At 70.3% G+C, this 24,531-nt stretch carries 19 protein-coding genes; 9 read left to right on the top strand and 10 right to left on the bottom strand.

The annotated features are described in order from the left end of the window. Positions 1–26 precede the first annotated feature (26 nt). The 7 genes from H4W80_RS56240 to H4W80_RS56210 form a co-directional block, all read right to left on the bottom strand. Complete coding sequence (locus tag H4W80_RS56240) at positions 27–1,259, bottom strand: S1C family serine protease (RefSeq protein WP_192792524.1); 1,233 nt, start codon at positions 1,257–1,259, stop codon at positions 27–29. 154 nt (positions 1,260–1,413) lie between these two features. Beyond that, the gene (locus H4W80_RS56235) at positions 1,414–2,949 is read right to left on the bottom strand and encodes an AMP-binding protein (RefSeq protein WP_192792523.1); all 1,536 of its coding nucleotides are present in this window, start codon (positions 2,947–2,949) and stop codon (positions 1,414–1,416) included. 77 nt (positions 2,950–3,026) lie between these two features. After that, a complete protein-coding gene (locus tag H4W80_RS56230; protein WP_192792522.1) occupies positions 3,027–3,848 on the bottom strand; it encodes a MetQ/NlpA family ABC transporter substrate-binding protein in 822 nt (273 codons plus the stop codon). A 9-nt stretch (positions 3,849–3,857) separates the two neighbouring features. Beyond that, positions 3,858–4,514, bottom strand: a complete 657-nt coding sequence (locus H4W80_RS56225; protein WP_192792521.1) for a methionine ABC transporter permease — start codon at positions 4,512–4,514, stop codon at positions 3,858–3,860. A gap of 64 nt (positions 4,515–4,578) precedes the next feature. Further along, entirely contained in the window at positions 4,579–5,535 is a 957-nt protein-coding gene (locus tag H4W80_RS56220) for a methionine ABC transporter ATP-binding protein (RefSeq protein ID WP_192792520.1), read from the bottom strand. A 266-nt stretch (positions 5,536–5,801) separates the two neighbouring features. Beyond that, positions 5,802–7,088: an alpha-amylase family glycosyl hydrolase gene (locus H4W80_RS56215; protein WP_192792519.1), complete on the bottom strand. Its 1,287-nt coding sequence runs from the start codon at positions 7,086–7,088 to the stop codon at positions 5,802–5,804. Continuing rightward, positions 7,072–8,079 carry an FUSC family protein gene (locus H4W80_RS56210; protein WP_192792518.1) on the bottom strand — a complete coding sequence of 336 codons (1,008 nt, stop codon included), beginning with the start codon at positions 8,077–8,079 and terminating at the stop codon, positions 7,072–7,074. The genes H4W80_RS56215 and H4W80_RS56210 overlap by 17 nt, the downstream gene beginning before the upstream one ends. Before the next feature lie 110 nt (positions 8,080–8,189). Between H4W80_RS56210 and H4W80_RS56205 the strand changes: the two genes are divergently transcribed. Further along, complete coding sequence (locus H4W80_RS56205) at positions 8,190–8,618, top strand: MarR family winged helix-turn-helix transcriptional regulator (protein WP_192792517.1); 429 nt, start codon at positions 8,190–8,192, stop codon at positions 8,616–8,618. On the opposite strand, the gene H4W80_RS56200 is transcribed toward H4W80_RS56205, so the two are convergent. Both H4W80_RS56200 and lon read right to left on the bottom strand, forming a co-directional pair. Then, entirely contained in the window at positions 8,615–9,742 is a 1,128-nt protein-coding gene (locus tag H4W80_RS56200) for a Fic family protein (RefSeq protein ID WP_192792516.1), read from the bottom strand. The two genes, H4W80_RS56205 and H4W80_RS56200, sit on opposite strands and share 4 nt — an antisense overlap. A gap of 67 nt (positions 9,743–9,809) precedes the next feature. Continuing rightward, positions 9,810–12,167, bottom strand: a complete 2,358-nt coding sequence (lon, locus tag H4W80_RS56195) for an endopeptidase La (protein ID WP_192792515.1) — start codon at positions 12,165–12,167, stop codon at positions 9,810–9,812. Between the two features lie 648 nt (positions 12,168–12,815). On the opposite strand from lon, the gene H4W80_RS64210 reads away from it, so the two are divergent. From H4W80_RS64210 to H4W80_RS56160, 7 genes are all read left to right on the top strand, one after another. After that, positions 12,816–14,147, top strand: coding sequence for a sensor histidine kinase (locus tag H4W80_RS64210; protein ID WP_192792514.1), 1,332 nt, complete (start codon positions 12,816–12,818; stop codon positions 14,145–14,147). 19 nt (positions 14,148–14,166) lie between these two features. After that, positions 14,167–14,823, top strand: a complete 657-nt coding sequence (locus H4W80_RS56185; RefSeq protein WP_192792513.1) for a response regulator — start codon at positions 14,167–14,169, stop codon at positions 14,821–14,823. 203 nt (positions 14,824–15,026) lie between these two features. Then, positions 15,027–16,388, top strand: a complete 1,362-nt coding sequence (locus tag H4W80_RS56180) for a phenylacetate--CoA ligase family protein (protein ID WP_192792512.1) — start codon at positions 15,027–15,029, stop codon at positions 16,386–16,388. A gap of 897 nt (positions 16,389–17,285) precedes the next feature. Next, complete coding sequence (locus H4W80_RS56175; protein ID WP_192792511.1) at positions 17,286–18,221, top strand: alpha/beta hydrolase; 936 nt, start codon at positions 17,286–17,288, stop codon at positions 18,219–18,221. 128 nt (positions 18,222–18,349) lie between these two features. Then, entirely contained in the window at positions 18,350–18,994 is a 645-nt protein-coding gene (locus H4W80_RS56170; protein WP_192792510.1) for a biliverdin-producing heme oxygenase, read from the top strand. Positions 18,995–19,652: 658 nt separating this feature from the next. Continuing rightward, on the top strand, positions 19,653–20,252 hold the full coding sequence (locus H4W80_RS56165; RefSeq protein ID WP_192792509.1) for a TetR/AcrR family transcriptional regulator: 600 nt from the start codon (positions 19,653–19,655) through the stop codon (positions 20,250–20,252). Positions 20,253–20,284: 32 nt separating this feature from the next. Next, positions 20,285–21,685: an MFS transporter gene (locus tag H4W80_RS56160; protein WP_192792508.1), complete on the top strand. Its 1,401-nt coding sequence runs from the start codon at positions 20,285–20,287 to the stop codon at positions 21,683–21,685. 14 nt (positions 21,686–21,699) lie between these two features. Here the strand turns inward: H4W80_RS56160 and H4W80_RS56155 are convergent, their stop codons facing one another. Further along, entirely contained in the window at positions 21,700–22,929 is a 1,230-nt protein-coding gene (locus tag H4W80_RS56155) for a cytochrome P450 (protein WP_192792507.1), read from the bottom strand. A 120-nt stretch (positions 22,930–23,049) separates the two neighbouring features. On the opposite strand from H4W80_RS56155, the gene H4W80_RS56150 reads away from it, so the two are divergent. After that, positions 23,050–24,426: an FG-GAP and VCBS repeat-containing protein gene (locus H4W80_RS56150; protein ID WP_192792506.1), complete on the top strand. Its 1,377-nt coding sequence runs from the start codon at positions 23,050–23,052 to the stop codon at positions 24,424–24,426. Positions 24,427–24,531 lie beyond the last annotated feature (105 nt).

Below are 24,531 nucleotides of genomic sequence, written 5' to 3'. Positions count from 1 at the left end.
CACACCCGTCCGGGAGGGGGTCCTGGTTACTTCTTCTCTTGGAGGGTCACGGTGACGTCGGACGTCTTGCCGTCCCTCATGTATGTGATCTTGACCTGTTGGCCGGGTTTAAAACCTCTGACCTGCCCAACTACAGTATCTCCCCCGTCAACCGCCTTGTCACCGATCTTGGTGATCAGGTCACCCTGCCGCAGTCCCGCCGTGGCCGCCGGGCTCCCGTCGGTGACCTGCCTGACGAGGGCTCCCGGCACGTCGCCGGTCGCGTCGGTGACGCTCACGCCGAGGAACGCGTGGCTGACCTTGCCGCTGTTGATGAGCTGCTCGGAGACCTGCTTGGCGGTGTTGACCGGGATGGCGAAGCCGACGCCGCCGCCCGCGGCGTCCGAGGCGATCGCGGTGTTGATGCCGATGAGCTCGCCCGCGGCGTTCACCAGCGCGCCGCCGGAGTTGCCGGGGTTGATCGAGGCGTCGGTCTGGATGGCGCCGCCGATCGTGGTGGTCTGGCTCCCCTGGTCCTGCTGGCCCCAGCCCCAGCCGGGCGGGATCTGCTGGCGCTGCTCGCCGCCGACGGTGAGCGTGCGGTCGAGCGCGCTGACGATGCCCGCGGTGACGGATCCGTCGAGGCCGAGCGGGCTTCCGATGGCCAGTACGGGGTCGCCGACCTTGACGATGTCGCTGTCGCCGAGCGTGGCCTTGGTCAGCCCCGACACGCCTTCCGCCCTGATGACGGCCAGGTCCGTGGAGGGGTCGGTGCCGACGACGGTGGCCTTGGCGGTCTTGCCGTCGTTGAACTTGACGGTCATCTGCCCGCCGCCCTGGCCCGCGCCCACGACCACGTGGTTGTTGGTGAGGATGAGCCCGTCCTCCGACAGCACGACGCCGGAGCCCTCACCGCTCTGCCCCTGGATCATCACGACGGTCGGCTGCACCTTGGCGGCCACCTGCGCGACGGTGAGCTGGTTGGAGGCCGTCTTGAAGACGGGGCTCGGCGTGGCGCTGCTGGCCAGCTGCGTCGGCTGGAACGCGTTGGCGACGACGGCCCCCACGACGCCGCCGCCGATGGCCGTGGCCGCCAGGGCGAGCCCGGCAACGGCCTTGCGGCCTGTGACGAAGCCGGGCTTCTTCGGTGGCGAGGAAGGCGGGGCCGGCTGCTCCATGATCTGCGTGTCCCGCCGGGGAAAGCCCCCGGCGGCCGGCGGGGTGCTGCCGAACTGGCTCCACCCACCGGTCCCCTGCTCGTGAGGCTCGTTCGCGTTCATCTGTCATCTCCCTCGAGTACCGATGACTCAAGGGTGCCAAGAGGCGCGTAAGAGCTGGTTAAGCGGCTGATCAGAGGTTCATGAGAAGAGGGAACGGAAGCCTTATCAGCCAAGGTGGGACCGCCGGCGACAGCCAGGAGAAAATGCGGAAAATTTACCCGGAAGCCGGCCAGTACTCGTCCCTGAGCAGGCGCTTGTAGAGCTTGCCCGTCGGGTGGCGGGGCAGCTGCTCGCGGAAGTCCACCGACTTCGGGCACTTGTAGTGGGCCAGCCGCTCGCGGCAGTACGCGATCAGCTCCGCCTCCAGCCCCGGGCCGGCCTCGGCCATGGAGACCGGCTCGACCACGGCCTTGACCTGCTCGCCCATCTCCTCGTCCGGCACCCCGAACACCGCCACGTCGGCCACCTTCGGATGCACCGACAGGACGTTCTCGGCCTCCTGCGGGTAGATGTTCACCCCGCCGGAGATGATCATGTACGAGCGGCGGTCGGTGAGGTAGAGGAAGCCGTCGGCGTCCAGGCGGCCGATGTCGCCGAGCGTGGTCCAGCCCCTGCCCTGAGGGTCCTGCGCGGAGCGGGTCTTGTCCGGGTCGTCGTGATACTCGAACCGGCCGCCCTTCTCGAAGTAGATCGTGCCGTGCTCGCCCGGGGGCAGGTCGTTACCGTCCTCGTCGCAGACGTGCACGACGCCGAGCAAGGAGCGGCCGACCGTGCCCTTGTGCCGGAGCCAGTCCTGGGAGTTGACGTAGAGGAAGCCGTTGCCCTCGGTGCCCGCGTAGTACTCGTGGATGATCGGGCCCCACCAGTCGATCATCTGCTCCTTGACGGGGACGGGGCAGGGGGCGGCGGCGTGGATCGCGTACGCGAGCGAGGAAATATCGTACTTTGTCCGCGTTTCTTCGGGCAGTTTGAGCATCTTGATGAACATCGTGGGCACGAGCTGCGCGTGCGTCACCCCGTACCGCTCCACCAGCGCCAGGAACTGCTCGGGGTCGAAGCGCTCCATCACCACCACCGTGGCCCCGAGCCGCTGGAACGTCAGGCTGTAGCGCAGCGGGGCGGCGTGGTAGAGCGGGGCCGGCGAGAGGTAGACGCTGTCCGCCGACGGCGCGAACAGCGCCTGGATGAGCTGGAGCAGCATGCCGGGCTCGGTGAGCGGGCCGTGCGCCGAGGGGATCTTGACGCCCTTCGGCCGTCCCGTGGTGCCCGAGGAGTAGAGCATGTCCACGCCCATGCACTCGTCGTCGATGGGGGTGGCCGGCTGCTTGGCGACCGCCTCCTCGTACGACTCGAAGCCCTCGGCCGTGCCGTCCAGCATGAGCCGCGTCTCGACCCCGGGCGTGACGGCGGTGACCGAGGTGGCGACGGCGGCCAGGTCGGCGCTGGAGATGAACGCCCGGGCGCCGCAGTTGCCGATGATGTAGGCCAGTTCGCCGGTCTGCAGGCGGGAGCTGATCGGCGTGTAGTACAGCCCCGAGCGCTGCGCGGCCCAGGCGACGGCCAGGAAGAGGGGGTGGTTGGCGAGCATGAAGGCGATGTGGTCACCGGGGCGCAGCCCGGCGGCGCGGAGCAGGTGGGCCAGCCGGTTGGACTCCTCGTCCAGCTCGCGGTAGGTGATGATCCGTCCGGAGCCCGCCATGATCACAGCGGGCTTGTCTGGGGTGACTGCTGCGATGGCTCCCGGATACATGACCGAACACTATTCGGTGCCCCGCGCCCGCGCCAGCACCGAGGGGCGGCGGGGTGAGGCCCGCCGCCCCTCGGCGGTCACTCGGCCGGGATGACGGAGCCCTCGTACTTCTGCTTGATGAAGTCCTTGACCTTCTGGTCCTGCAGCAGCTTCCCGAGCGTGACGATGTTGGCGTCCTTCTCGTGGCCGGCCTTGACGACGAGGCCGTTCACGTACGGGTTGCCCTCGGTCTTCTCCAGCACCAGCGCCTGCGACGCGGGCTTGAGCCCCGCCTCGATGGCGTAGTTGCCGTTGATGACGGCGGCGTCCACGTCCTCGAGCGAGCGCGGGAGCTGAGCGGCTTCGAGCGGCTTGAACTGCAGCTTCTTCGGGTTGTCCACGACGTCGCGCTCGGTGGCGGCGGTGCCGACGCCGTCCTTGAGCTTGACCAGGCCGTTGTCGGCGAGCAGCTTGAGCGCGCGGCCGAGGTTGGTGGCGTCGTTCGGCACGGCCACGGTCGCGCCACCGGCCAGCGCGGACACTGAGGTGATCTTCTTGGAGTAGAGGCCCAGCGGCTCCAGGTGCACCGGCGTGACGAAGGTCAGCTTGGTGCCCTTGGAGGCGTTGAAGTCGTCCAGGTACGGCTTGTGCTGGAAGAAGTTCGCGCCCAGCTGGCCCTCGTCGAGCTGCACGTTCGGCTGCACGTAGTCGGTGAACTCCACGATCTCGAGCTTGAGCCCGGCGGCCGGGGCCAGGTTCTGCTTGACGAAGTTGAGGATCTCCGCGTGCGGCACCGGGCTCGCGCCCACCTTCAGCACGGTGTCGGCCGACTCGGCGGCCTTCGTCGCGGGCTGCGACGATCCGCATGCGGCGAGCGACAAGGCCAGCGCAACAGCACCCGCTATATAACGAAATTTCATGATTTTTCCTTATTTGTGAGATAGGCGCCGAGCGACCCAGTCGCCCAGGCTCTGCAGAAGTTGCACGATCACGAGGAGCAGGACGACGGTCACGATCATCAGCAGCGTCTCGAACCGCTGGTAGCCGTACCGGACCGCCAGGTCGCCCAGCCCGCCGCCGCCGAGCGTGCCGGCCATGGCGCTGTAGCCGATGAGCGCGACGACGGTCACGGTCAGGCCCGCGACCAGCCCGGGCAGAGCCTCGGGCAGCAGGACCTTGCGCACGATGGTGGCCCGGCTCGCGCCCATGGCCTGCGCGGCCTGCACCACGTCCGGGCCGACCTCCCTGAGCGCCGTCTCGACGAGGCGGGCGAAGAACGGCACCGCGCCGACGGTGAGCGGCACCACGAACGCGGCCGTCCCGATGGTGGTGCCGACGACGAGCCGGGTGAACGGGATGACGGCGATCATCAGCACGATGAACGGCAGCGACCGCCCGATGTTGACCACGAACCCGAGGGCCGACTTGAGCGCCGGCGCCGGCCGCAGCCCGTTCCGGTCGAACACCACCAGCGCCACGCCGAGCGGCAGCCCGAGCAGCGCCGTGAACAGCGTCGACCAGCCGACCATCTGCGCCGTCTCCAGCGTCGCCGGACCGAGCAGCGGCAGGATCTCATCCCACGTCATGAGCCCTCCTTCGTCGGTCTCATGACCAAGGTGCTGTGCTTATCGATGACCTCGACAAGCTCGGTCATATGCCCTCCACCTCCACGATCAGCCCCGCGTCACGCAGGTACGCCAGCGCCGCGGCGCTCTCGGCGCCGTCGAGCGCGACCCGCAGCCGGCCCACCGAGCCGCCGGCGAGGTCCTCGATCGAACCGCCCAGGATGCTCAGGTCCACCGAGAACTTCCTGACCACCTCCGACACGACCGGCTGCCGCGGGTCGCCGGTGAACGTCAGCGTCACCGAGCCGGCCGGGGCGGGCTCGGGCAGCGGGAAGATCTCCCTGGTCAAGCGGGATCCGGGGGTACGGATGAGGTCCGCGATGGCGCCCGACTCCTCGATGCGCCCGTTCGCCATGATGGCGACGGAGTCGCAGACGCTCTTGACGACGTTCATCTCGTGGGTGATGAGCAGGATCGTCAGGCCCAGCTCGGCGTTGAGCCGCTTGAGCAGCGCGAGAATCGACTGGGTGGTGGCCGGGTCGAGCGCGGAGGTGGCCTCGTCCGACAGCAGCACGGACGGGTTGCCCGCGAGCGCCCTGGCGATGCCGACCCGCTGCTTCTGGCCGCCGGAGAGCTGGTTGGGGCGGTCCTTGCCGCGCCCCGCGAGCCCGACGAGCTCCAGCAGCTCGGCCACGCGGCGGTCGCGCTCGGCCCTGGGCACCCCCATGATCTCCAGGGGGAAGGCGACGTTGCCCGCGACCGTGCGCGAGCTCAGCAGCGCGAAGTGCTGGTGGATCATGCCGATGCGCTGGCGGGCGCGGTTGAGCTCGGCGCTGCGCAGCGCGGTCAGGTCCTGCCCGGCGACGGTGACGGTGCCCGCGGTGGGGCGTTCGAGCAGGTTGACGCAGCGCAGAAGCGTGCTCTTGCCGGCGCCGCTCTGGCCGAGCACGCCGTAGATCTCGCCTTCGCGCACGTGCAGGTCGACGCCGTCCAGCGCGACGGTCTCCCCGTACTGCTTGCGCAGGCCTGAAGCCTGGATCACGGAATATCCCCACGACTGAGAGCGGCCCGTCGGCGGGCCGCGGAAACGTACATCACATTCAGGAAGAAAGGGGGCCGGCGTCAGCGGGTGCCGGGGTGGAAGGGCAGGTGGCTCAGCCTGCGCAGCACGAAACAAGGTGCGATCATGGTGACCTTCACGGAGGAACGGACGGATCTCTGCTTCAGCTCGGCATTCGCCCCATACGACAACACGAGCCGTCCCGGTGGGCGCTCGTGTCGTACGCGTATGCCTCGTTCACGCCCGATTCAACGGATCCCTTGACTCCCCTTATTCCCTACTTCTTTGGTGATCTGAGTCACGATGCGCCAGCCGTGGGCGGGGACCTCGGCCGGGTCCCCCCGATCGTCCTGGAAGGCGGGCCGGGCCTCGCCGAGGTGGAAGCGGTGCGGCTGGTCGCCGAGGTTCAGCAGCGTGACGACCTCCTCGCCGGGTCCCCCGCGGCTGCGGAGCGCGACGGTGGTGTTGGTGAGCTGTTCGGCGGTGGTCCGGGCCCGGTGCAGCCATGGGTGGCGCCTGCGGAAGCCGATGAGCCGCTGGTGTAGCCGGTACGTCTCGGTCCCGGACGGCGCCAGGCCGCCCGGCTCCGCGGGGAACGCCGGTCTGATCGCGTCGTCGCCGCCCGCCCGTTCCTCCTTCAGCCCCTGGAACGCCTGCTCGTCCCCGTAATAGACGCTGGGCAGGCCCGCGACGGTGAACAGCACGGCCAGCGCGTGGCCCAGGTGGCGGGGGTCGTCGAGCCGGGTGGCGAGCCTGGTGACGTCGTGGTTCCCGACGAACGTGAGCGGCACGAACGTGTCGAGCAGCTGGTCGTGGCGGTCGAGGGCCCAGGCGAGCTCGAAGAGGTTGCGGTCGTTGAGCGAGCTCCAGATGGCCTTCCACAGCTCGTACTGGGTGACCGAGTCGAGCCCCGACTCCCTGACGTAACCGGCGTAGTCGCCGTGGATCACCTCGCCGCCGAACCACGCCTCCGGATGCCGTTCGCGTACCTCCGGCAGGACCTTCCGCCAGAACCACGCCGGCACGGCGTACGCGGCGTCGAGCCGCCACCCCGAGGCGCCGCGGCCGAGCCAGTGGTCGAGCACGCCGGCCACGTACCGCTGGACGGCGGGCAGGGCGTGGTCGAGCGTGACGAGCCCGTGGTGACCCTCGAAGACCTCGTAGCCGCCGGGGCCGCGCTTGAACCACCCGTCGCCGGCCGCGAAGGAGCGGCCCACGTGGTTGAACACGCCGTCGAGGACGATGCGCAGCCCGCGCTCGCGCGCCTTGGCGACGAGGGCGTCGAAGTCGCGATCGTCGCCGAGGCGCGGGTCGATCCTGAGGTGGTCGACGGTGTCGTAACCGTGGGACTCGGCGGCGAAGATCGGACCGAGCTGGAGGCCCGAACAGCCCAGCTCGACCGCGTAGTCCAGCCACGACTCGAGCCGGCGCAGCCGGTGCCGCACGCCGCCGGCGTCGCCCGCCGTGGCGGGGGCTCCGGTGAAGCCGAGCGGGTAGACGTGCCACCAGATCGCATGTTCAGCCCACGACGGCACGAATGCTCCTTTCCCGGCGTACCACCCAGGGCAGATACCCGAGCCCCAGGGCCAGTACGCAGCCGATGGCCGTGTCCGCCAGCCGGTACCCGATCGTGGCGGGTGCCACACGTGCGCCGCCCTCCATGAGCAGCAGGACGAGCGGGGTCATGACGGTCGCGTACAAGGTGTGGTGGTGCTCCTTGAGCGCCGGCCTGACCGCGGCGAGCGCGGCGACGAGCAGCACGAACAGCCACGACGGCGGCACCCACAGCAGCACGGCGGATCCGGCGACGACCCCGGCGGCGGTGCCGGCGGCCCGCTCGGCCGTCCGCCGCGCCGCGCCGTCCAGGCGGCGCCGGACGACGATCACCACGGTGACGGCGATCCACGACGCGGTCGGCTGCGGCCACAGGAGCCCGGCGGCCTCGGCGGCGGCGAGGCAGGTGGTCAGGCGGATGGGGTACTGCCACCCGGGAGCGCTCCCCAGCGTCCTCCACCAGCGCCGCAGCAGCGCTCTCGCCGGGGGAGCCGGGCGGGGCTCCCCCGGCTCGGCGGGCGCCTTCCGGGCGTGCAGGCAGAGCGCGGTGACCAGCAGGCCCCAGGCCGCCCCTTCGGCGAACAGCACGGCGGCGGCGACCGGCTCGACACCCTTCGCCACGCCGGTGCCGATGACCATGAAGACGATGAAGCGGGTGCTGTGCTCGGCCATGGGGCGGCTGATCCCGCCGGCCACCGCGAGCAGGCCCGCGACCAGCACGACGGCGACGGCGGTGAGCCACCCGTGCCCGGCGACCAGGACCCCGGCGAGCCCGCCCGCAACCGGGGCGGCTCCATGGACCAGGATGCGGCGAAGGCCCGGCCGGACCTCGCCCATGAAGAGGCCGCTCACGGCGAGGGCTCCGACGGCGGCCAGGGCGCCGACCGCGGGCCGCCCGGAGACGACTCCCCACGCGACCGGCCCGCCGAGCCCCAGCCCGGCGGCGGCCATGTGTCGCAGCTCGATCCGCACGCGGCACCTCCCGACGCGGGAGCCTACCTCACCTTCCTACGCATTGCGTAGTAAGTTTCGCAATTTTGTCGTTAAATGCCGATGAATTAGTAAGTGTTATCGTAATAATCATGGACGACGAGGAACTGAGGGCGACAGCCGTGACGCTCCGCCGGGCGACCATCGGCCTGGCGCGGCGGCTGCGCGACGAGCGCCCCGCGCACGGCCTCGGCCGCCTGGCGCTCTCCCTGCTGGGCCACCTGCACCGGCGCGGCGCGATGACGGCGGGCGAGCTGGCCGCCGCCGAGCATCTCCAGCCCCAGTCCGTCACCCGCGTGCTCGCCTCGCTGGAGGAGCAGGGCCTGATCCGCCGCTCGCGCGGCGAGAGCGACCGCCGCAGGCACCACATCGTCCTCACGGAGGAGGGCACGGCGGCGCTCACCCGGCAGGTCGGCACCACGGATCTGTGGCTGGCCGAGGCCATGGCCGGCAAGCTCACCCCCGCCGAGTGCCGCATCCTGGCGGTGGCCGCCGACCTGCTCGAACAGCTCCAGACCTAGCGGTACGGGTCGCGCAGCGGGGTGACGCGCTCGGCGAAGTCGGCCTTGATCCGCTCCATGCGCGGCCCCGGGGCGTAGAAGCGGCCCTTGGTCTCGCCGTACGGCCGCAGCCAGCCCTTGGCGGCCAGATCGCGCAGGTCACGCGCGGCCTGCCCCTGGCTGAGGCCCTCGTCGGACTGGTAGCGGCTCCTGCGCAGCCGCCTGTTGACGAAGACCTCGTAGAGCGCGGAGACGGTGCGGCTGTTGAGCCCGTCGGCGTCGATCTGCTCCCCCAGGAGCATCCAGATCTCTCCGGCTTCGACCAGGCGCTGGCGGACCCGCTGAGCCTGCATGTGATGCGCCCTCAAGCAGAACCGCACCCACGGCAGCGTGTCCCCGTGGGGGCCCCATCGCCGCCCTCCGACCTCACCCAGCACGTCGTAGTAGTCGAGGGTGACGCGCTGCTGGCCGAGCCACTCCTCGATGGAGCAGAACTCGGGCAGAAGGATCTGCTCCCGGCCGAGGACGAGCGTCTGCAGCGCCCGGGACATCCGGCCGTTGCCGTCACGCCATGGGTGGATCTTGACGAGGTTGAAGTGGGCCATGGCCGCCCGGACATAGCCGGGGACGTCGAGGTCGCCCTCGTTCAGCCAGGTGACCAGCTCGTTCATCGCACCGGGGACCAGCTCGACGTCGGGCCCCTCGTAGACGACCTCCCCCGTGTCGGAGTCACGGATGAAGACGGCTCCCGGCCGGATGACGCCCGGCCCCTTGTTGCGATGGTGACCGATGACCATGAAGTTGAGCGCGTTGAGCATCCCGGCGTCGTAGCGGAACACCGGCGCCCGCGACAGCACCTGGATGTAGGTCATCGCCTGCTGGTATCCCGCGATCTCCTGGGCCACCGGCGCCGACGTCTCCAGCGGCTCCTCCCCCGCCATGATCGACTGGATGTCCTCGACGCCGGCCTGGTAGCCCTCGATCGAGTTGGAGCCCTGGATCGCCCGAGCCTGCAGCTGCCTGCGCAGCTGCCCGTCCCACCGGTGCGTCTCGGCGAGCCGGTACTTCAGGTCGCGCCGCATCTCCTCGATCTCCTCGAGGACTGCTTTGTCCACGGGCTCCAGCGCCGGGGTCTCGTACAACATGCCCTCATGACAGCATGGGCGAATCATCCAGTCAAACGACTGAATGATTCGCCCATTTATGCCCCAATTAGGCGGCGGCCGTGGCGGCCACCTGCGCCGGGGTCAGCGCGATGTCGAGGACCTCGCGCACGTCGCTCACCGCGTGGATGGTCAGCTCGTTGCGAACCTCCTCGGGCACGTCGTCCAGGTCCGGCTCGTTGCGGGCCGGGATGAGGACGGTCGTGATGCCCGCCCGGTGCGCGGCCAGGAGCTTCTGCTTGACGCCGCCGATCGGCAGGACCCGCCCGGTCAGGGAGATCTCGCCGGTCATGGCCACGTCACCGCGTACGAGACGGCCCGACAGGAGCGAGGCCAGCGCGGTCGTCAGCGTCACACCGGCCGAGGGGCCGTCCTTGGGCACGGCGCCCGCCGGGAAGTGGACGTGGACCGAGCGGTCCTTCAGCGCGGTGACCGGCAGCTCCAGCTCCGCCCCGTGCGAGCGGAGGTAGGACAGCGCGATCCTGGCCGACTCCTTCATCACGTCGCCCAGCTGGCCGGTCAGCGTGAGGCCGGTCTCGCCGGTCTCCGGGTCGGCCATGGACGCCTCGACGTACAGGACGTCGCCGCCCGCTCCGGTGACCGCCAGGCCCGTGGCCACGCCCGGCACCGAGGTGCGCTGGGTGGACTCGGGCAGCGACGACTCCGGCACGAACCGCGGCCGTCCGAGGTAGCCCACGAGGTCGCCCTCGCCGACCGTGACGGGCAGCTCGTCCTTGGCCGCCACCTTGCGCAGGATCCTGGCGACCGAGCGCTCCAGCGACCGGACGCCCGCCTCGCGGGTGTACTCGGCGGCCAGCTTGCGCAGCGCGTCGTCCTCGACCTTGACCTCCTCGGCGCTCAGCCCGGCCAGCTCCAGCTGCCTGGGCAGCAGGTGGTCGCGGGCGATCGCGACCTTCTCGTCCTCGGTGTAGCCGTCGAGCGTGACGATCTCCATCCGGTCGAGCAGCGGCCCGGGGATGGCCTCGAGCACGTTGGCCGTGGCCAGGAACAGCACGTCGGACAGGTCCAGCTCGACCTCGAGGTAGTGGTCGCGGAACGTGTGGTTCTGGGCCGGGTCGAGCACCTCCAGCAGGGCCGCCGTCGGGTCGCCGCGGTAGTCGGCGCCGACCTTGTCGACCTCGTCGAGCAGGACGACCGGGTTCATCGAGCCGGCCTCGCGGATGGCGCGGACGATGCGGCCGGGCAGCGCGCCGACGTAGGTGCGCCGGTGGCCGCGGATCTCGGCCTCGTCGCGTACGCCACCGAGCGCGACGCGTACGAACTTGCGGCCCATCGCGCGCGCCACGGACTCGCCCAGAGACGTCTTGCCGACTCCGGGAGGGCCGGCGAGGGCGAGCACGGCGCCGCTGCGGCGGCCGCCCACCACGCCGAGGCCCTTGTCCTGGCGGCGCTTGCGCACGGCCAGGTGCTCGATGATGCGGTCCTTCACGTCGGACAGGCCCGTGTGGTCGGCGTCGAGCACGGCCCGCGCGCCGGTGATGTCGTAGTTGTCCTCGGTACGGTCGTTCCAGGGGATGTCGAGCACCGTGTCCAGCCAGGTGCGGATCCAGCCGGTCTCAGGGGACTGGTCGGAGGTCCGCTCCAGCTTGTCGACCTCCTTGAGCGCGGCCTCGCGCACCTTCTCCGGCAGGTCGGCGGCCTCGACGCGGGCGCGATAGTCCTCTTCCTCGGTCTCGGTGTCGCCGTTGAGCTCCTTGAGCTCCTTGCGCACGGCGGCGAGCTGCTGGCGCAGCAGGAACTCGCGCTGCTGCTTCTCCATGCCCTCCTGGACGTCCTTGCGGATCGTCTCGGCGACGTCGAGCTCGGCGAGGTGCTCGCGGGACCACTCGACCAGCTTGGCCAGCCGTTCGGCGGGGTCGGCGGCTTCGAGCAGCTCGACCTTCTGCGCCGTGGTCAGCCAGGGGGTGTAGCCGGAGCTGTCGGCCAGCACCGAGGGGTCGTCGATCTGGTTGACCTGGTCGACCACCTGCCAGGCGCCGCGCTTCTGGAGGATCGTGGTGGCCAGCGCCTTGTACTCCTTGGCCAGCTCCTGAGCGCGCTCACCGGCGGCGACGGTGTCGATCGTTTCGGCCTCGACCCACAGTGCGGCGCCCGGTCCCGTCGTTCCGGTGCCCACGCGGACGCGGTTGACACCCCGGACCACGGCGGCGGGCTCGCCGCCGGGCAGCCTCCCGACCTGCTCGACAACGGCCTGCACGCCGATGGCGCCGTAACGGCCGTCGATCCGGGGAACGAGGAGGACCCGCGGCTTGTTGCCACCGGATGCACGAGCCGCGTCGATGGCAGCCCGCACCTCGGAGTCGGACAGGTCCAGCGGAACCACCATGCCCGGCAGGACGACCTCGTCGTCCAGAGGCAGGACCGGAAGGATCAGGCTCTCACTCATGCGAACTCCAAAGGGTTGAGTTATACCGACTCAATTCATTGGAGCCCTTCGTTGTTCCCTCTCTTGCCGATGTTCGCTCACGGCGATCGTAATTGTGTAAGCGATACCTGAGGGGGACGTGCGGGATCAAACCCTGGGGTGACGCCCAGCGAGGCGCGCGCCCGTACCCTTGACCAGGTGATCTCCGTCCCCCGCCGCCGCTTCCTCAGCCGCCGCCGTCGCGCGTCCGGCGAGGAGTGGGCGGGTTCGCCAGGCGGGGGCGGCGATGAGGCGGCATCCACGCCGCACGACGATGACGCGGCGGCTCGGGGGTGGGATGGCGGGGAGCGTCCGAGCGAGCGGACCGGCCGGCCACAGCCCAGCACGGACGGCGAACGAAGCGGCGGCCAACGAAGCGACGGCGAACCGAGCGACGGCCAACGGAGGGATGGCGAACGAAGCGGCGGCCAACGAAGCGACGGCGAACCGAGCGACGGCCAACGGAGGGATGGCGAACGGAGCGGCGACCAAAGGACCGATGGCGAACCGAGCGACGCCCAACGAAGCCTCGGCGGACGGAGCAGCGGCGAACGGAGCAGCGGCCAAAGGAGCGGCGGCGGCGGCGGACTGGGGTTCTTCGGGCGGGTCGGGGCGTGGGCGGGGCGGGCCGTGCGCGCCGTCCCGGGGGCGTTCGGGCTCGCCTTCTTCCAGGGTGACGCCGATCCGCCGCCGAAGGCGCGGCGGCTGGCGTTCGGGGTGCCGCAGTGGCTCAGGCCGCTCGTCCCGGTCTCCACGATCAGCCTCGTCCAGGTGGCGGAGCTGATACTGGCGCTGCTGCTCTACATGCAGACGCAGAGCACGGTGCGGTCGTGGATCTCCGGCCCACCGCCCGGCCCGGACGGACGAGGGCCGATCTGGGACGGCTTCGTCTACCTCACCGCCGTGGCGGTCGGGCTGCCCATCGCCCTGCGCGACCGGTGGCCGCTGGCGGCCTGGCGGGTGTCGATCGCGCTGATGCCGGTGGCCGTCGGGGTCACCAGGACGGTCGGGTTGTCTGACGGCGGGATGCCGTACACGACGTGGCTGATCGTCTCCCAGCTACTGGTCCTCTACTCCGTGGCCGTGCGCTGCGACCGGCGGATCACGGTGGCCGTCTGGGTCGTCATGCTCCTGGCCACGTGGATCATCGACCCCAACTCGATGCCGGTCGCCATGGTCGTCGTGTCGGTGGCGGTGCTGTTCGGCTACAACGTCCGGGTCCGCCGTTCCGCCACGGCGAAGCTGAAGACGGAGGAGCGGCGCACCCGGCAGGCCGAGAGCGCGCAGGCGGTGCTGGCGGAGCGGGCCCGCATCGCCAGGGAGCTGCACGACGTGGTCGCGCACCACATGTCGGTGATCGCGATCCAGGCGGAGGCCGTGCCGCTCAAGGCCAGGGGCGACCCCGCCCAGCTGGAGGCGGGGCTGGCGGAGATCCGGGCGCTGTCGCTGGAGGCGATCGCCGAGCTGCGCCAGGTCCTCGGCGTGCTGCGCGATCAGGACGGACGCGTCGACACCGCCCCTCAGCCCGGGCTCGACCGGCTCGACGAGCTGGTCTCCAACGCCCGGGCCGCCGGGCTGGCCGTGCTCGTCAAGCGCGCCGGACCGCTCGACCGGCTGCCTCCGGCCGTGGGGCTGTCGGCGTACCGGATCGTGCAGGAGTCGCTCAGCAACGCGATGCGGCACGCGCCCGGCTCGACGGTGGCGCTGGACGTCGCGCACCGACGGGGTGAGCTGCGGCTGCGCGTCGCCAACGGCCCGAGCGCCGCGCCCGGCGCGGGGCCCGGCGCGGGTCACGGAGTGGCGGGCATGCGCGAACGGGCGACGCTGCTCGGCGGCACGCTCGACGCCGGTCCCGTGGCGGGCGGAGGCTTCGAGGTACGCGCCACGCTGCCCGTCACCGACGCCGGCGAGAAGACCCACGAGCGCCCCCGGGGATTCGTCACAGGGGACGACGTCGGATGACCACGGAGAGGGAGAGGGCTTGATCCGGGTTCTGATCGCGGACGACCAGGGGATGGTGCGCACGGGGTTCACCGTGTTCCTGAGCGGGCAGCCGGACATCGAGGTCGTGGGCGAGGCGGCCAACGGGCGGGAGGCCGTGGAGCGGGCCTCGGCGCTGCGGCCCGACGTGGTGCTCATGGACGTGCGCATGCCGGTCATGAACGGCCTGGAGGCGACCAGGGAGCTCCTGTCGCGGGGCGGGACGCCGAAGGTGCTCATCCTGACGACGTTCGACCTCGACGACTACGTCTACGAGGCGTTGCGGGCCGGGGCCAGCGGGTTCCTGCTCAAGGACGCCTCCGCCGCCCAACTCGCGGAGGCGGTGCGGGTGGTCGCGGCCGGGGAGGCGCTCATCGCCCCGGCGGTCACCAAGCGGCTCATCCACGAGTTCGCCAAGCTGGGCGCGCCGCGACCGGTGGCGGGCAGGCGACCGGCCGAGCTCACCGAGCGCGAGACGGAGGTGCTGACGCTGGTCGCGCAGGCGCTGTCCAACCAGGAGATCGCGGAGAAGCTGTTCGTGGCGGAGCAGACGGTCAAGACGCACGTCGGGCGGGTGCTGATGAAGCTCGGCCTGCGCGACCGCGCCCAGGCGATCGTCTTCGCCTACGAGACCGGCCTGGTCCGCCCCGGCGAATGACCCCGGGCGCGATGCCTGCGCGGCCCCGGTGAATGACCCCGGGGCAGTGCCTGCGCGGCCCCGGCGAATGACCCCGGAGCGGTGCCTGCGCGGCCCCGGTAAATGACCCCGGAGCGGTGCCTGCGTGGCCCCGGTAAATGACCCCGGGGTGGTGCCTGCGCGGCCCCGTTCCCCTTCACGGGCCGCCGCCGTACAGTCGGCTGATGGACCCGGTTGAGCTCTTCCATCAGGTGGCGGCGACTGTTCCCGCCTACAGGGCCTTTCTGGCGGAGAACCACATCAACCCCGAGCAGGTCACGACATTTCAGGATTTCGTCGGGCTGCCGATGACGTCCAAGGAGACCTACACCCACCGCCATCCCCTCCCCGACCTGTGCAGGAACGGCACGATCGGGGACATCATCGCTGTGTCCTCCGGCTCGACCGGCGTCCCGTCCTTCTGGCCACGCTCGGCGGCGGACGAGCGAGTGATCGCCGCCCGTTTCGAGGAGGTCTTCAGGGACTCCTTTGACGCCCGCGAGCGCCGTACCCTCGCCGTCGTCTGCTTCGCCCTGGGCACCTGGGTCGGCGGCCTGTTCACCGTCAACTGCTGCCGTCACCTGGCCGAACGCGGCTACCCGATCACCGTGGTCGCCCCCGGCACCGACCGGAGGGAGATCCTGCGGGTCATCCCCGAGCTGGCGCCCCACTTCGACCAGGTCGTGCTCCTGGGCTACCCGCCGTTCCTCAAGAACGTCATCGACACCGAGGACCTCCCCTGGGCCGACTGGAACATCAGGCTCGTCACGGCCGGCGAGGTGTTCAGCGAGGAGTGGCGCACGCTCGTCGCACGGCGGGCGGGCATCGTGGACCCCGTCCGGGGCATCGCCTCCCTGTACGGCACCGCCGACGCGGGCGTCCTGGGCAACGAGACCCCGCTGTCCGTCGAGATCCGCCGCTTCCTGTCCACGCGCCCGGACACGGCCAGGGAACTGTTCGGTGAGTCCAGGCTTCCGACGCTCATCCAGTACGACCCGCAGGTCCGCTTCTTCGAGGAGCACGAGGGCACCCTGCTCTTCTCCGGCGACAACGGCATCCCGCTCATCCGCTACCACATCGCCGACGAGGGCGGCGTGGTGCCGTACGAGGACATGCTGGGCTTCGTCCGGCAGCACGGCTTCTCGCCGGAGGCCGAGGGGCCGCAGCGGCCGTTCGTGTACGTCTTCGGCCGCAGCCACTTCACCGTGTCCTACTACGGCGCGAACGTCTACCCGGAGAACATCGCGGTCGGCCTGGAACAGCCGGAGGTCAGCGGCTCGGTCACCGGAAAGTTCGTGATGGAGGTGGTGGAGGACGCCAACCGGGACCGGCACCTGACGATCACGGTGGAGCTGATGCCCGGCGAGAAACCGACCGACGAGATCGCCCAGGCCGTGGGCGGGTCGATCCTGGCCCAGCTGCGGCGGCTGAACAGCGAGTTCGCCAACTATGTGCCCGTACCGCAGCAGGTGCCGTTCATCCGGCTCCGGGAGTCCGGCGACCCCGAGTACTTCCCCCCGGGCGCCAAGCACCGCTACACCCGCTGAGGACCGGGGGCGGGGCGAGCGGAACTCCATGACCCGCTGCCAGCTCGGGGTCGTGGACCGATGGTCTCTTGCGAGTACATACACGGGCCATCGCCGTACACAACGCCCAGCATTACCTACCCCAGCCGGCCAGGTCGCAGCCGACGCCCAACAGCATCTCCACCCGCCCCCCATCCAGGCAGACCACCACCACACACAGCACCCAACCCACCTCCGTCAGGCCGTAGTCGTAAACCGACGGCATCTCCTGCCACCACCCGCACAGCCCACCACGCACCACCCCACAGCGCCCAACCCGCCCCCGGCCAGGCCGTAGCCGTAAACCGGCGGCATCTCCTGCCACCACCCGCACAGCCCACCACGCACCACCCCACAGCGCCCAACCCGCCCCCGGCCAGGCCGTAGCCGTAAACCGGCGACATCTCCCGCCACCACCCGCACAGCCCGCCACCACCCCACAGCCTCAACCCGCCCCGGGCCAGGTCGTAGCCGCCGGGCCAACAGCGTCCCCCGCCCGCACCCACACAGACCGCCAAGCCACACAGCACCAACCCATCCCCAGCCGGGTCGTAACAGCAGAGCCGTGGCATCCGCCGCTCTCCGGACATTCACGACGCGTCGCCCCCACGCGGCCCCAAGATGATCTCGCCTAACCGAGCTGGGGCGATGGGCACCTTGGGCAGGGCGGCGGCGGCGTTGTGGGGCACCCCCTTGGCATGATCTGCGAAGGGCCGGGGCGTGGAGCATGACGCACCCACCCGGGATGGTTTGTCGGCAGCCCGCACCCGAGCCAACGCCGAGCACGCGCCGTAGCCCCGCGTCCCCCTCCAGTACTACGGAAAAGGTCAAACCCTGCGGTGACGCGAACGCCAGGCCACTCTCCGTAACGTTCCCAGCATGCTCAGAAACCTTCTCCTCGCAGGACTCGTGACGGTGGGGGCCCTCGCGGCGTGGCCGGGGCAGCCGAGCGGACGGCTGGTGCGGGTCTACGGCGACCTGTCCGCCGCCGACCGGGTGGCGGTCATCGTGCCCGGTGCCGACACGACGGTCGCCACGTTCGACGACGGCACAAAACGCCCCGGAGGCGCGGCGAGGGCCCTGCTCGCGGAGGCCGCGCGGCTCGCCCCGCACGAGCGGCTGGCGGCGGTGGCATGGCTCGGCTACGACTCCCCACCCACGCTGAGCCTCGGCGCGCTCACCAACGACGCAGCAGCCAAAGGCGCCCGCGCACTGCGCCGCACCGTCACGGAGCTCCACTCACGCACCCCGGCCCCGATCGCACTGCTGTGCCACAGCTACGGCTCGGTCCTGTGCGCCAAAGCCGTCCCCGGCTTACCCGTGACCGACCTCGCGATCTTCGGCAGCCCTGGCCTCGACGCCCCCTCTGCCGCCGCCTTGACCCACCCGGCCCGCAACGCGGAGACCGCCGAAGCCGTCACCCTCAGCGCACCAACCGCAAACACGACTCTTGGCATGAAAGGCGAACATGCCACCCAAGGCACAAGAGACCCGACGGACCCCCACGGCACGGCATACTTGCTGGACACCCAGCGCCCGGCAAGCGTGGAGGGTGCTCAGGGAGCCGTGACAGGCGCAGGGGTGTCACCGCTGCGGATCTGGGCAGGGCTCGGCAAGAACGACTGGATCAGGTTCGTGCCGAAGGTCAAGCTCGGCCCCGTGGGCTTCGGCACCGACCCTATGAACCCATCGTTCGGAGCTCGAGTCTTCGCGGTGGGCTCGGGCGGTCACAGCGACTACTTCACTCCCGGGACCCCATCACTGCGCAACCTGACCCTCATCGCTCTGGGGCACGAAGGCGAGGTGACCTCTTGACGTGGTGTTTCCTGGGTACGAGACAGAAGAGCCGGATTTTGATGACATGGTGTCGTCATCAGCTTGACTCCGGGTGCCGATGTTTGTGACACTTCGTCATGAAACTTCCGTGCGAGTTGAGGTAGGTCGTGAGCACCCCGTTCTCCGAAACCCTGAAGAACGCCACCTGGGCTGACCACGAGTCCGCCGAAGGCGAGAGCTATCTCGCGGAGCTCATGGGCGGCCGCCTGAGCGAGCACGAATACGGGGAAATGGTAGCTCAACACTACTTCGCGTATATCGCACTTGACGGCGCGTCACGCCAACTCGCCGACCATCCCGTGGCGGGCCGGTTCGTCTTTCCCGAGCTGTATCGAGAGCGGGCGCTGGAGCGGGACCTGGCGACGATCTACGGTCCGAGCTGGCGCAGCCGGATCGTGCCGTCCAAAGCCACCCGTACGCTGGTCGCGCGGATCCACCAGGTGGCCGATTGGCCGAGCGGCTACATAGCCCACCACTACACGCGCTACCTGGGCGACCTTTCCGGCGGTCAGTTCATCCGCATGGAGCTCCAGAAGATCTACGGGTACGGCGCCGGCGGGGGCGTCGACTTCTACATCTTCGACGGGCTGGGCAGCCTGCCGAGGTTCAAGAACGAGTACCGTACGCGGCTGGACGAGCTCGAACTGGACGATCGGGAGCGTCAGCGCATGATCCGCGAGGTGAAGCTGGCGTACCAGCTCAACACCGAGGTGCTCGCCGAACTCCTCCACGTCGTCAAGACCGCCGCCTAACCACCCATCCCCGGCTGTCACGACCGCTGCCTGACTATGCACGCCCGGCCGCCACGACCGCCGCCTAACTACGCACACCCGGCCATCACGACCGCCGCCTCACCACCCACCCCGGCCGTCACGTCCACCGCCTAACGCCCAATGGCCGGCGAACCCGACGAGGCTCACTCGCCACGTCCTCAGGACCGGCCACCAATCACCAGCGAGCACCTCACCACATCATCAGAGCAAGCCACTAACCGCCGCCAGGGCCCCACCACGTCCTCAGAACAGGCCACCAACCACCAGCCAGCACCTCACCACGTCATCAGAACAGGCCACCAACCGCCGCCAGGGACCCCCACCACATCCTCAGAACCAGCCACCAACCACCAGCCAGCACCTCACCACGTCATCAGAACAGGCCACCAACCGCCGCCAGGGACCCCCACCACATCCTCAGAACCAGCCACCAACCACCAGCCAGCACCTCACCACGTCATCAGAACAAGCCATCAACCGCCGTCCACCACCTCGCCACATCATCAGGACCGATGACTGACCGCCGACGGACCGTCCTCGCTGCTCTGTTGCCCATCGGCGGCGGTGGGTCTCGGAGGGGAGGGGGAATGGGGGGAGTGTGCGTCGGCTTCTGACAATCCCGGCCTACGATGGGCGTATGCCTCGGATCTCCGCCGCCACGATCGGCGAGCATCGAACGCTGACGCGGGACCGGATCCTGCAGGCCGTCTCCCGGCTGTCCAGGGTGCACGGCATCGACGCGATCTCGATGACGGACGTGGCCGGCGAGGCGGGGATCACCAGGACCGTCCTGTACAACTACTTCCCCGACAAGGCGGCCCTGTTGCTGGCGTTCACCGAGCAGGTGACCCAGTACTTCATCGACAGCTACGAGCAGGAGCTGCCGGGGGGTGCCTCACCGGCTGATCGGCTGCGGGCGTTCGTACGGCTGCAGCTGGCCGGGCTGCTCGCCCATCCGCATCCGGGTGCCGCCGATCTCGGTGCCGCGCTCGGGCCCGACGCCTACCAGCAGCTGGCCGAGCATGTCGCGCCCATGCAGCGCATTCTGGTGGAGATCCTCGAGAGCGGGGTCGAGTCCGGCGATTTCCGGGTGCTCGACGTGCAGGCCACGGCTCGCATGATCCTCGCCGTCGTCGGCGCCGAGCGGGTTCCGCTGATCAGCGGGAGCGTGACGGTGGACCGGGCCGAGGAGCTGGTGTCCGAGTTCGTGCTGCGGGCCATCGGCGGACTCGCGTGAGCGGTGCGGCTGACGGCGCGGGGACGGCGCCCGTGAACGGCCATGTCCAGCTCGGGTCCGCCCGTGGCCGCTGGATCCTGGCCGCGACCGTGCTGGGCTCCGGGCTGGCGCTGCTCGACAGCACCGTGGTCAACGTCGCCCTCCCGTTCCTGGGCAGAGAGCTCGACGCGGGCATGGACGGCCTGCAGTGGACGATCAACGCGTACACGCTCACCCTCGCCGGGCTGATCCTGCTGGGCGGGTCGCTGGGCGACCGCTACGGGCGGCGGAAGATCTTCTTGATCGGCACCGTGTGGTTCGCCGTGGCCTCGGCGCTGTGCGGGCTGTCGCCGAACATCGAGTTCCTGATCTCGGCCCGGGCCCTGCAGGGCATCGGCGGGGCGTTGCTCACGCCGGGTTCGCTGGCGATCATTCAGGCGTCGTTCGTGCGGCACGATCGGCCCCGGGCCGTCGGGGTGTGGTCCGGGCTGGGCGGCGTGGCCAGCGCGATCGGGCCGCTGCTGGGCGGCTCGCTGGTGCAGAGCGTGGGGTGGCGCTGGGCGTTCCTGGTCAACCTGCCGTTCGCGGCGCTGATCGTGCTCGTGACCCTGCGGCACGTGCCGGAGAGCAAGGACGAGCAGGCGGCGGGGCGGTTCGACGTGCTGGGGGCGGTGCTGGCGGCGCTGGCGCTGGCCGGGATCACGTACGGGCTGATCGAGACGGGCGCGCCGGTGGCGCTGGTCGCGGGGCTGGCGCTGGGCGCGGTCTTCGTGGTGACCGAGATCCGCAGGTCGCCCGACGCGCTGGTGCCGGTGGAGATCTTCCGCAACCCGGTCTTCACCGCCGTGAACGTGGTGACACTGATCATGTACGCGGCCATGGGCGTGGTGTTCTTCCTGCTCGTGGTCCAGCTCCAGGTGGTGTCCGGATTCGGGCCCATCGCGGCGGGGCTGGCGATGCTGCCGACGACGATCCTGATGCTGCTCCTGTCACCCGGGGCCGGAGAGATCGCCAAGCGGTTCGGGCCGCGCTGGCCGATGACGGGCGGGATCCTGCTCGCGGCCGGCGGGTTCCTCGCGATGAGCACGATCGGGCCGGGCGCCTCCTACTGGCTGCAGGTGCTGCCCGCGGCGACCCTGTTCGGGCTGGGGCTTTCGGCGGCGGTCGCGCCGCTGACCTCGACCGTGCTGGCCACGGCCGAGGAGCGGCACGCGGGCACCGCCAGCGGCGTCAACAACGCCGTGGCCCGCACCGGGAGCCTGCTCGCCGTGGCGGCCGTGCCGCCGCTGGTCGGGCTGGTCGGCGACGCGTTCAGGAACCCGCCGGTCTTCGACGCCGGGTTCCATATGGCGATGCTGGTCAGCGCCGGGATGATGGTGGTGGCGGCGCTGATCACGTTCCTCACGATCAGGACGAACGTGCTGGCGGTGGAGGACGACGACGAGCCAGGCTGAGCCCTGTCACAGCCTCAGAAGGTGAACGGCTGGGCGCGGACGCTGTTGTCGAAGTTCGACAGCAGCAGCTCCGGCTCGCCGACCGAGCGAATGTCGGGCAGCCTGGTCAGCAGCTCGCGGAACATCGTCCGCATCTCCTGCCTGGCCAGGTTGGCGCCGAGGCAGAAGTGCGGTCCGGGGCCGCCGAAGCCGACGTGCGGCTTGGTCTCGCGGGTGATGTCGAACGTGTCGGCGTCCGGGAAGACCGACTCGTCCCGGTTGGCCGATCCGTAGAACAGGACGACCTTGTCGCCCTTCTTCAGCTCCAGCCCGCGCAGCGAGTAGTCCTCGGTGACCGTGCGCCGGAACTGCATGATCGGCGACACGTACCGGACCATCTCCTCGATCGCGCCGTTGATGTGCGCGTCGAAGTCGCCCATCAGCAGCTCACGCTGCGCCGGGTTGTCGGTGAGGAGCTTGATGCCGTGCGCCATCGTGTTGCGGGCCGTCTCGTTGCCCGCGACCAGCAGCAGCGAGAAGAACGAGCCGAGCTCCTTGTCGGTCAGCTTCTCCCCGTCGGGGTTGGCGTTGACCAGCAGGGACACCAGGTCGCCCTTGGGGTCGGCGACGCGCTCGTGGCCGAGCTTGATGACCATGCGCTGCAGGGCGAGCAGGGCCAGCATGTTCTGGCCGGCCATCTGGACGCTGCGGGCCAGGCTGGGGCGCACGCCGGTGTAGGCGGTGGAGATGTCGACGTGCTGGTGGACCTTCTCGCGCAGCTCCTGCGGGATGTCCAGCATGTCGCAGATGACGTGGATGGGCAGCCGAGCGGCCACCTGGGTGACGAAGTCGCGCGGCCCGTCCTTGACGACGTCGTCGACGATGCGGGCGCAGGCGGCCTCGATGTCGCTCTGCAGCCCGGCCAGCATCTTGGGGCTGAACGAGCGGGTGACGATCCGGCGCAGGCGGGCGTGGCGTGGGTCGTCCATGTTGACCATCGACTCCCCGAACACCTGCTTCACCCAGCCCGGCGGCTCCGGGTTGGTGACGGCGGGCTCGCTGGAGAAGATCTTGGCGTTGCGGCTGGCCTCGACCACGTCCGCGTGCCGCACGAGGGCGTAGAAACCCTTGCCCGAGCGCAGGAACGGCACCTTCTTCTCGGGGAAGAACACCGGGTGCTCCACCTGCCGGAGCCGGGCGAACGCCTCGTTACGCTCTTTGGGCGGCTTGCGCCAGAAATCCAGATCCGCGAGATCGATGTCCACGCGTCTATCCTGGCACGTTCCCACCACGCCGTGGATCGCCAAGCGATGTGCATCCGGCCCTCCTGGGCCGTTCTCGCGCTGTTCAGGCACGGTTCGACCTAAGTGGACATTACTTCCGTTATGAACCTTCTCCTCGCCGCCTGCCTGTTTCTCCCGCTCGCCTCCGGTACGACTCCCGCCGCGGCACGGGCGTGCGGCGGGCACCCTCTCGACTTCGACGGCGACGGCCGGCCCGACCTCGCCGTGGCCGCGCCCTACGACGACTCCCGGGCCGGGTCGGTGACCGTGATGTACGGGTCCGGGAAGAAGGCGAAGCTCACCCAGAACGGCGCCGAACCCGGTGACTCGTTCGGATCGGCGCTGGCCGTCGGCGACTTCAACGGCGACAAGTGCGCCGACCTGGCCGTCGGGGTGTCGGAGGAGTTCGTGGGGGCGCGGGTGCCGGGCGGCGACGGGAACGGGGTCGTCCAGATCTTCAACGGCTCGGTCGACGGGCTGGTACCGGGCAAGGAGCTGGCGCCGGCCAAGCCGTCCAGCGACCGGTTCGGGGCGGCGCTGGCCGCCGGTGACCTCGACGGGGACGGCAAGGACGAACTGGTCGTCGGCGCGCCCAGCCACCGCTCGGGCGGGGCGGTGACGGTGTACTGGATGAAGGGGCGTAAGCCGTACCAGATCACTCAGAAGACGTCGTGGGTGCGGCAGGCGGCGAGCGTGACCGACCAGTGGGGCGCCGCGCTGGCGACCGGGGACTTCGACGGGGACGGCAAGGACGAGCTGGCCGTCGGCGCGCCCGCCGACAGCGTCACGCTGGACGGGCAGGGGTCGGTGACCATCCTCGACGTACGGGCGAAGCGGGCGCGGCTGCTCACCCAGAGCACCCCCGGCATCAAGGGGGCCTCCGAGAAGTGGGACGCCTTCGGGGCCTCGCTGGCCACGGGCGACTTCAACGGGGACGGGCGGGCCGACCTGGCCATCGGGGTGCCGGGTGAGGGGCTCAGCGCGAACCAGCGGGCCATGGACTACGGCGACGGCACCGTGGACGTCCTGTACGGGTCGCGCGGCGGGCTGACCACGCGCAAGAGCGAGGCGTGGTCGCAGAACACGCTCAAGGGGGTGGCCCGGTACTACGACCGGTTCGGGGCGTCGCTGGCCACGGGCGACTTCAACGGGGACGGGCACGACGAGCTGGCCATCGGCGTGCCCGGGGAGAAGGCGGTCCAGGTGCTGGCCGGGCGGGCGTCCGGCGGGCTCACGCGGGTGGGGAACCTGCTGATCAAGGGCGAGGGGCGGGACTTCGGGGCCGCTCTGGCCACCTTGCCGCTGAGTGAGCGTTATCGGGCGCTGGGGGCGCGGCGGCCGCTGTACGGGCTCGTGGTGGCGGCGCCGGACCAGGGGCTGGTCATGTACGCTCCCGGGTCCCGGAAGGCGGGGCTGAAGCTGGGCAAGGTGCGCCCGCTCAGCAAGGGCACGGGGCTGTACGGGTACACCTTCGGCTGAGGTCCTCTCGGGGGAAGAGCGGAGGGGCGGCGCCCCTGAAACGGGAGACGGCGCGGCGGCGTGGGGCGGGGGCCGACGTGCCGAGGCCCGGTGAATGGCGCGCGG

The organism is Nonomuraea angiospora (genome assembly GCF_014873145.1).
In the GTDB taxonomy this organism is placed as follows: domain Bacteria; phylum Actinomycetota; class Actinomycetes; order Streptosporangiales; family Streptosporangiaceae; genus Nonomuraea; species Nonomuraea angiospora.
Note: the sequence above shows the minus strand (reverse complement) of the source record. Positions and strands in the feature narration are given on the sequence as shown.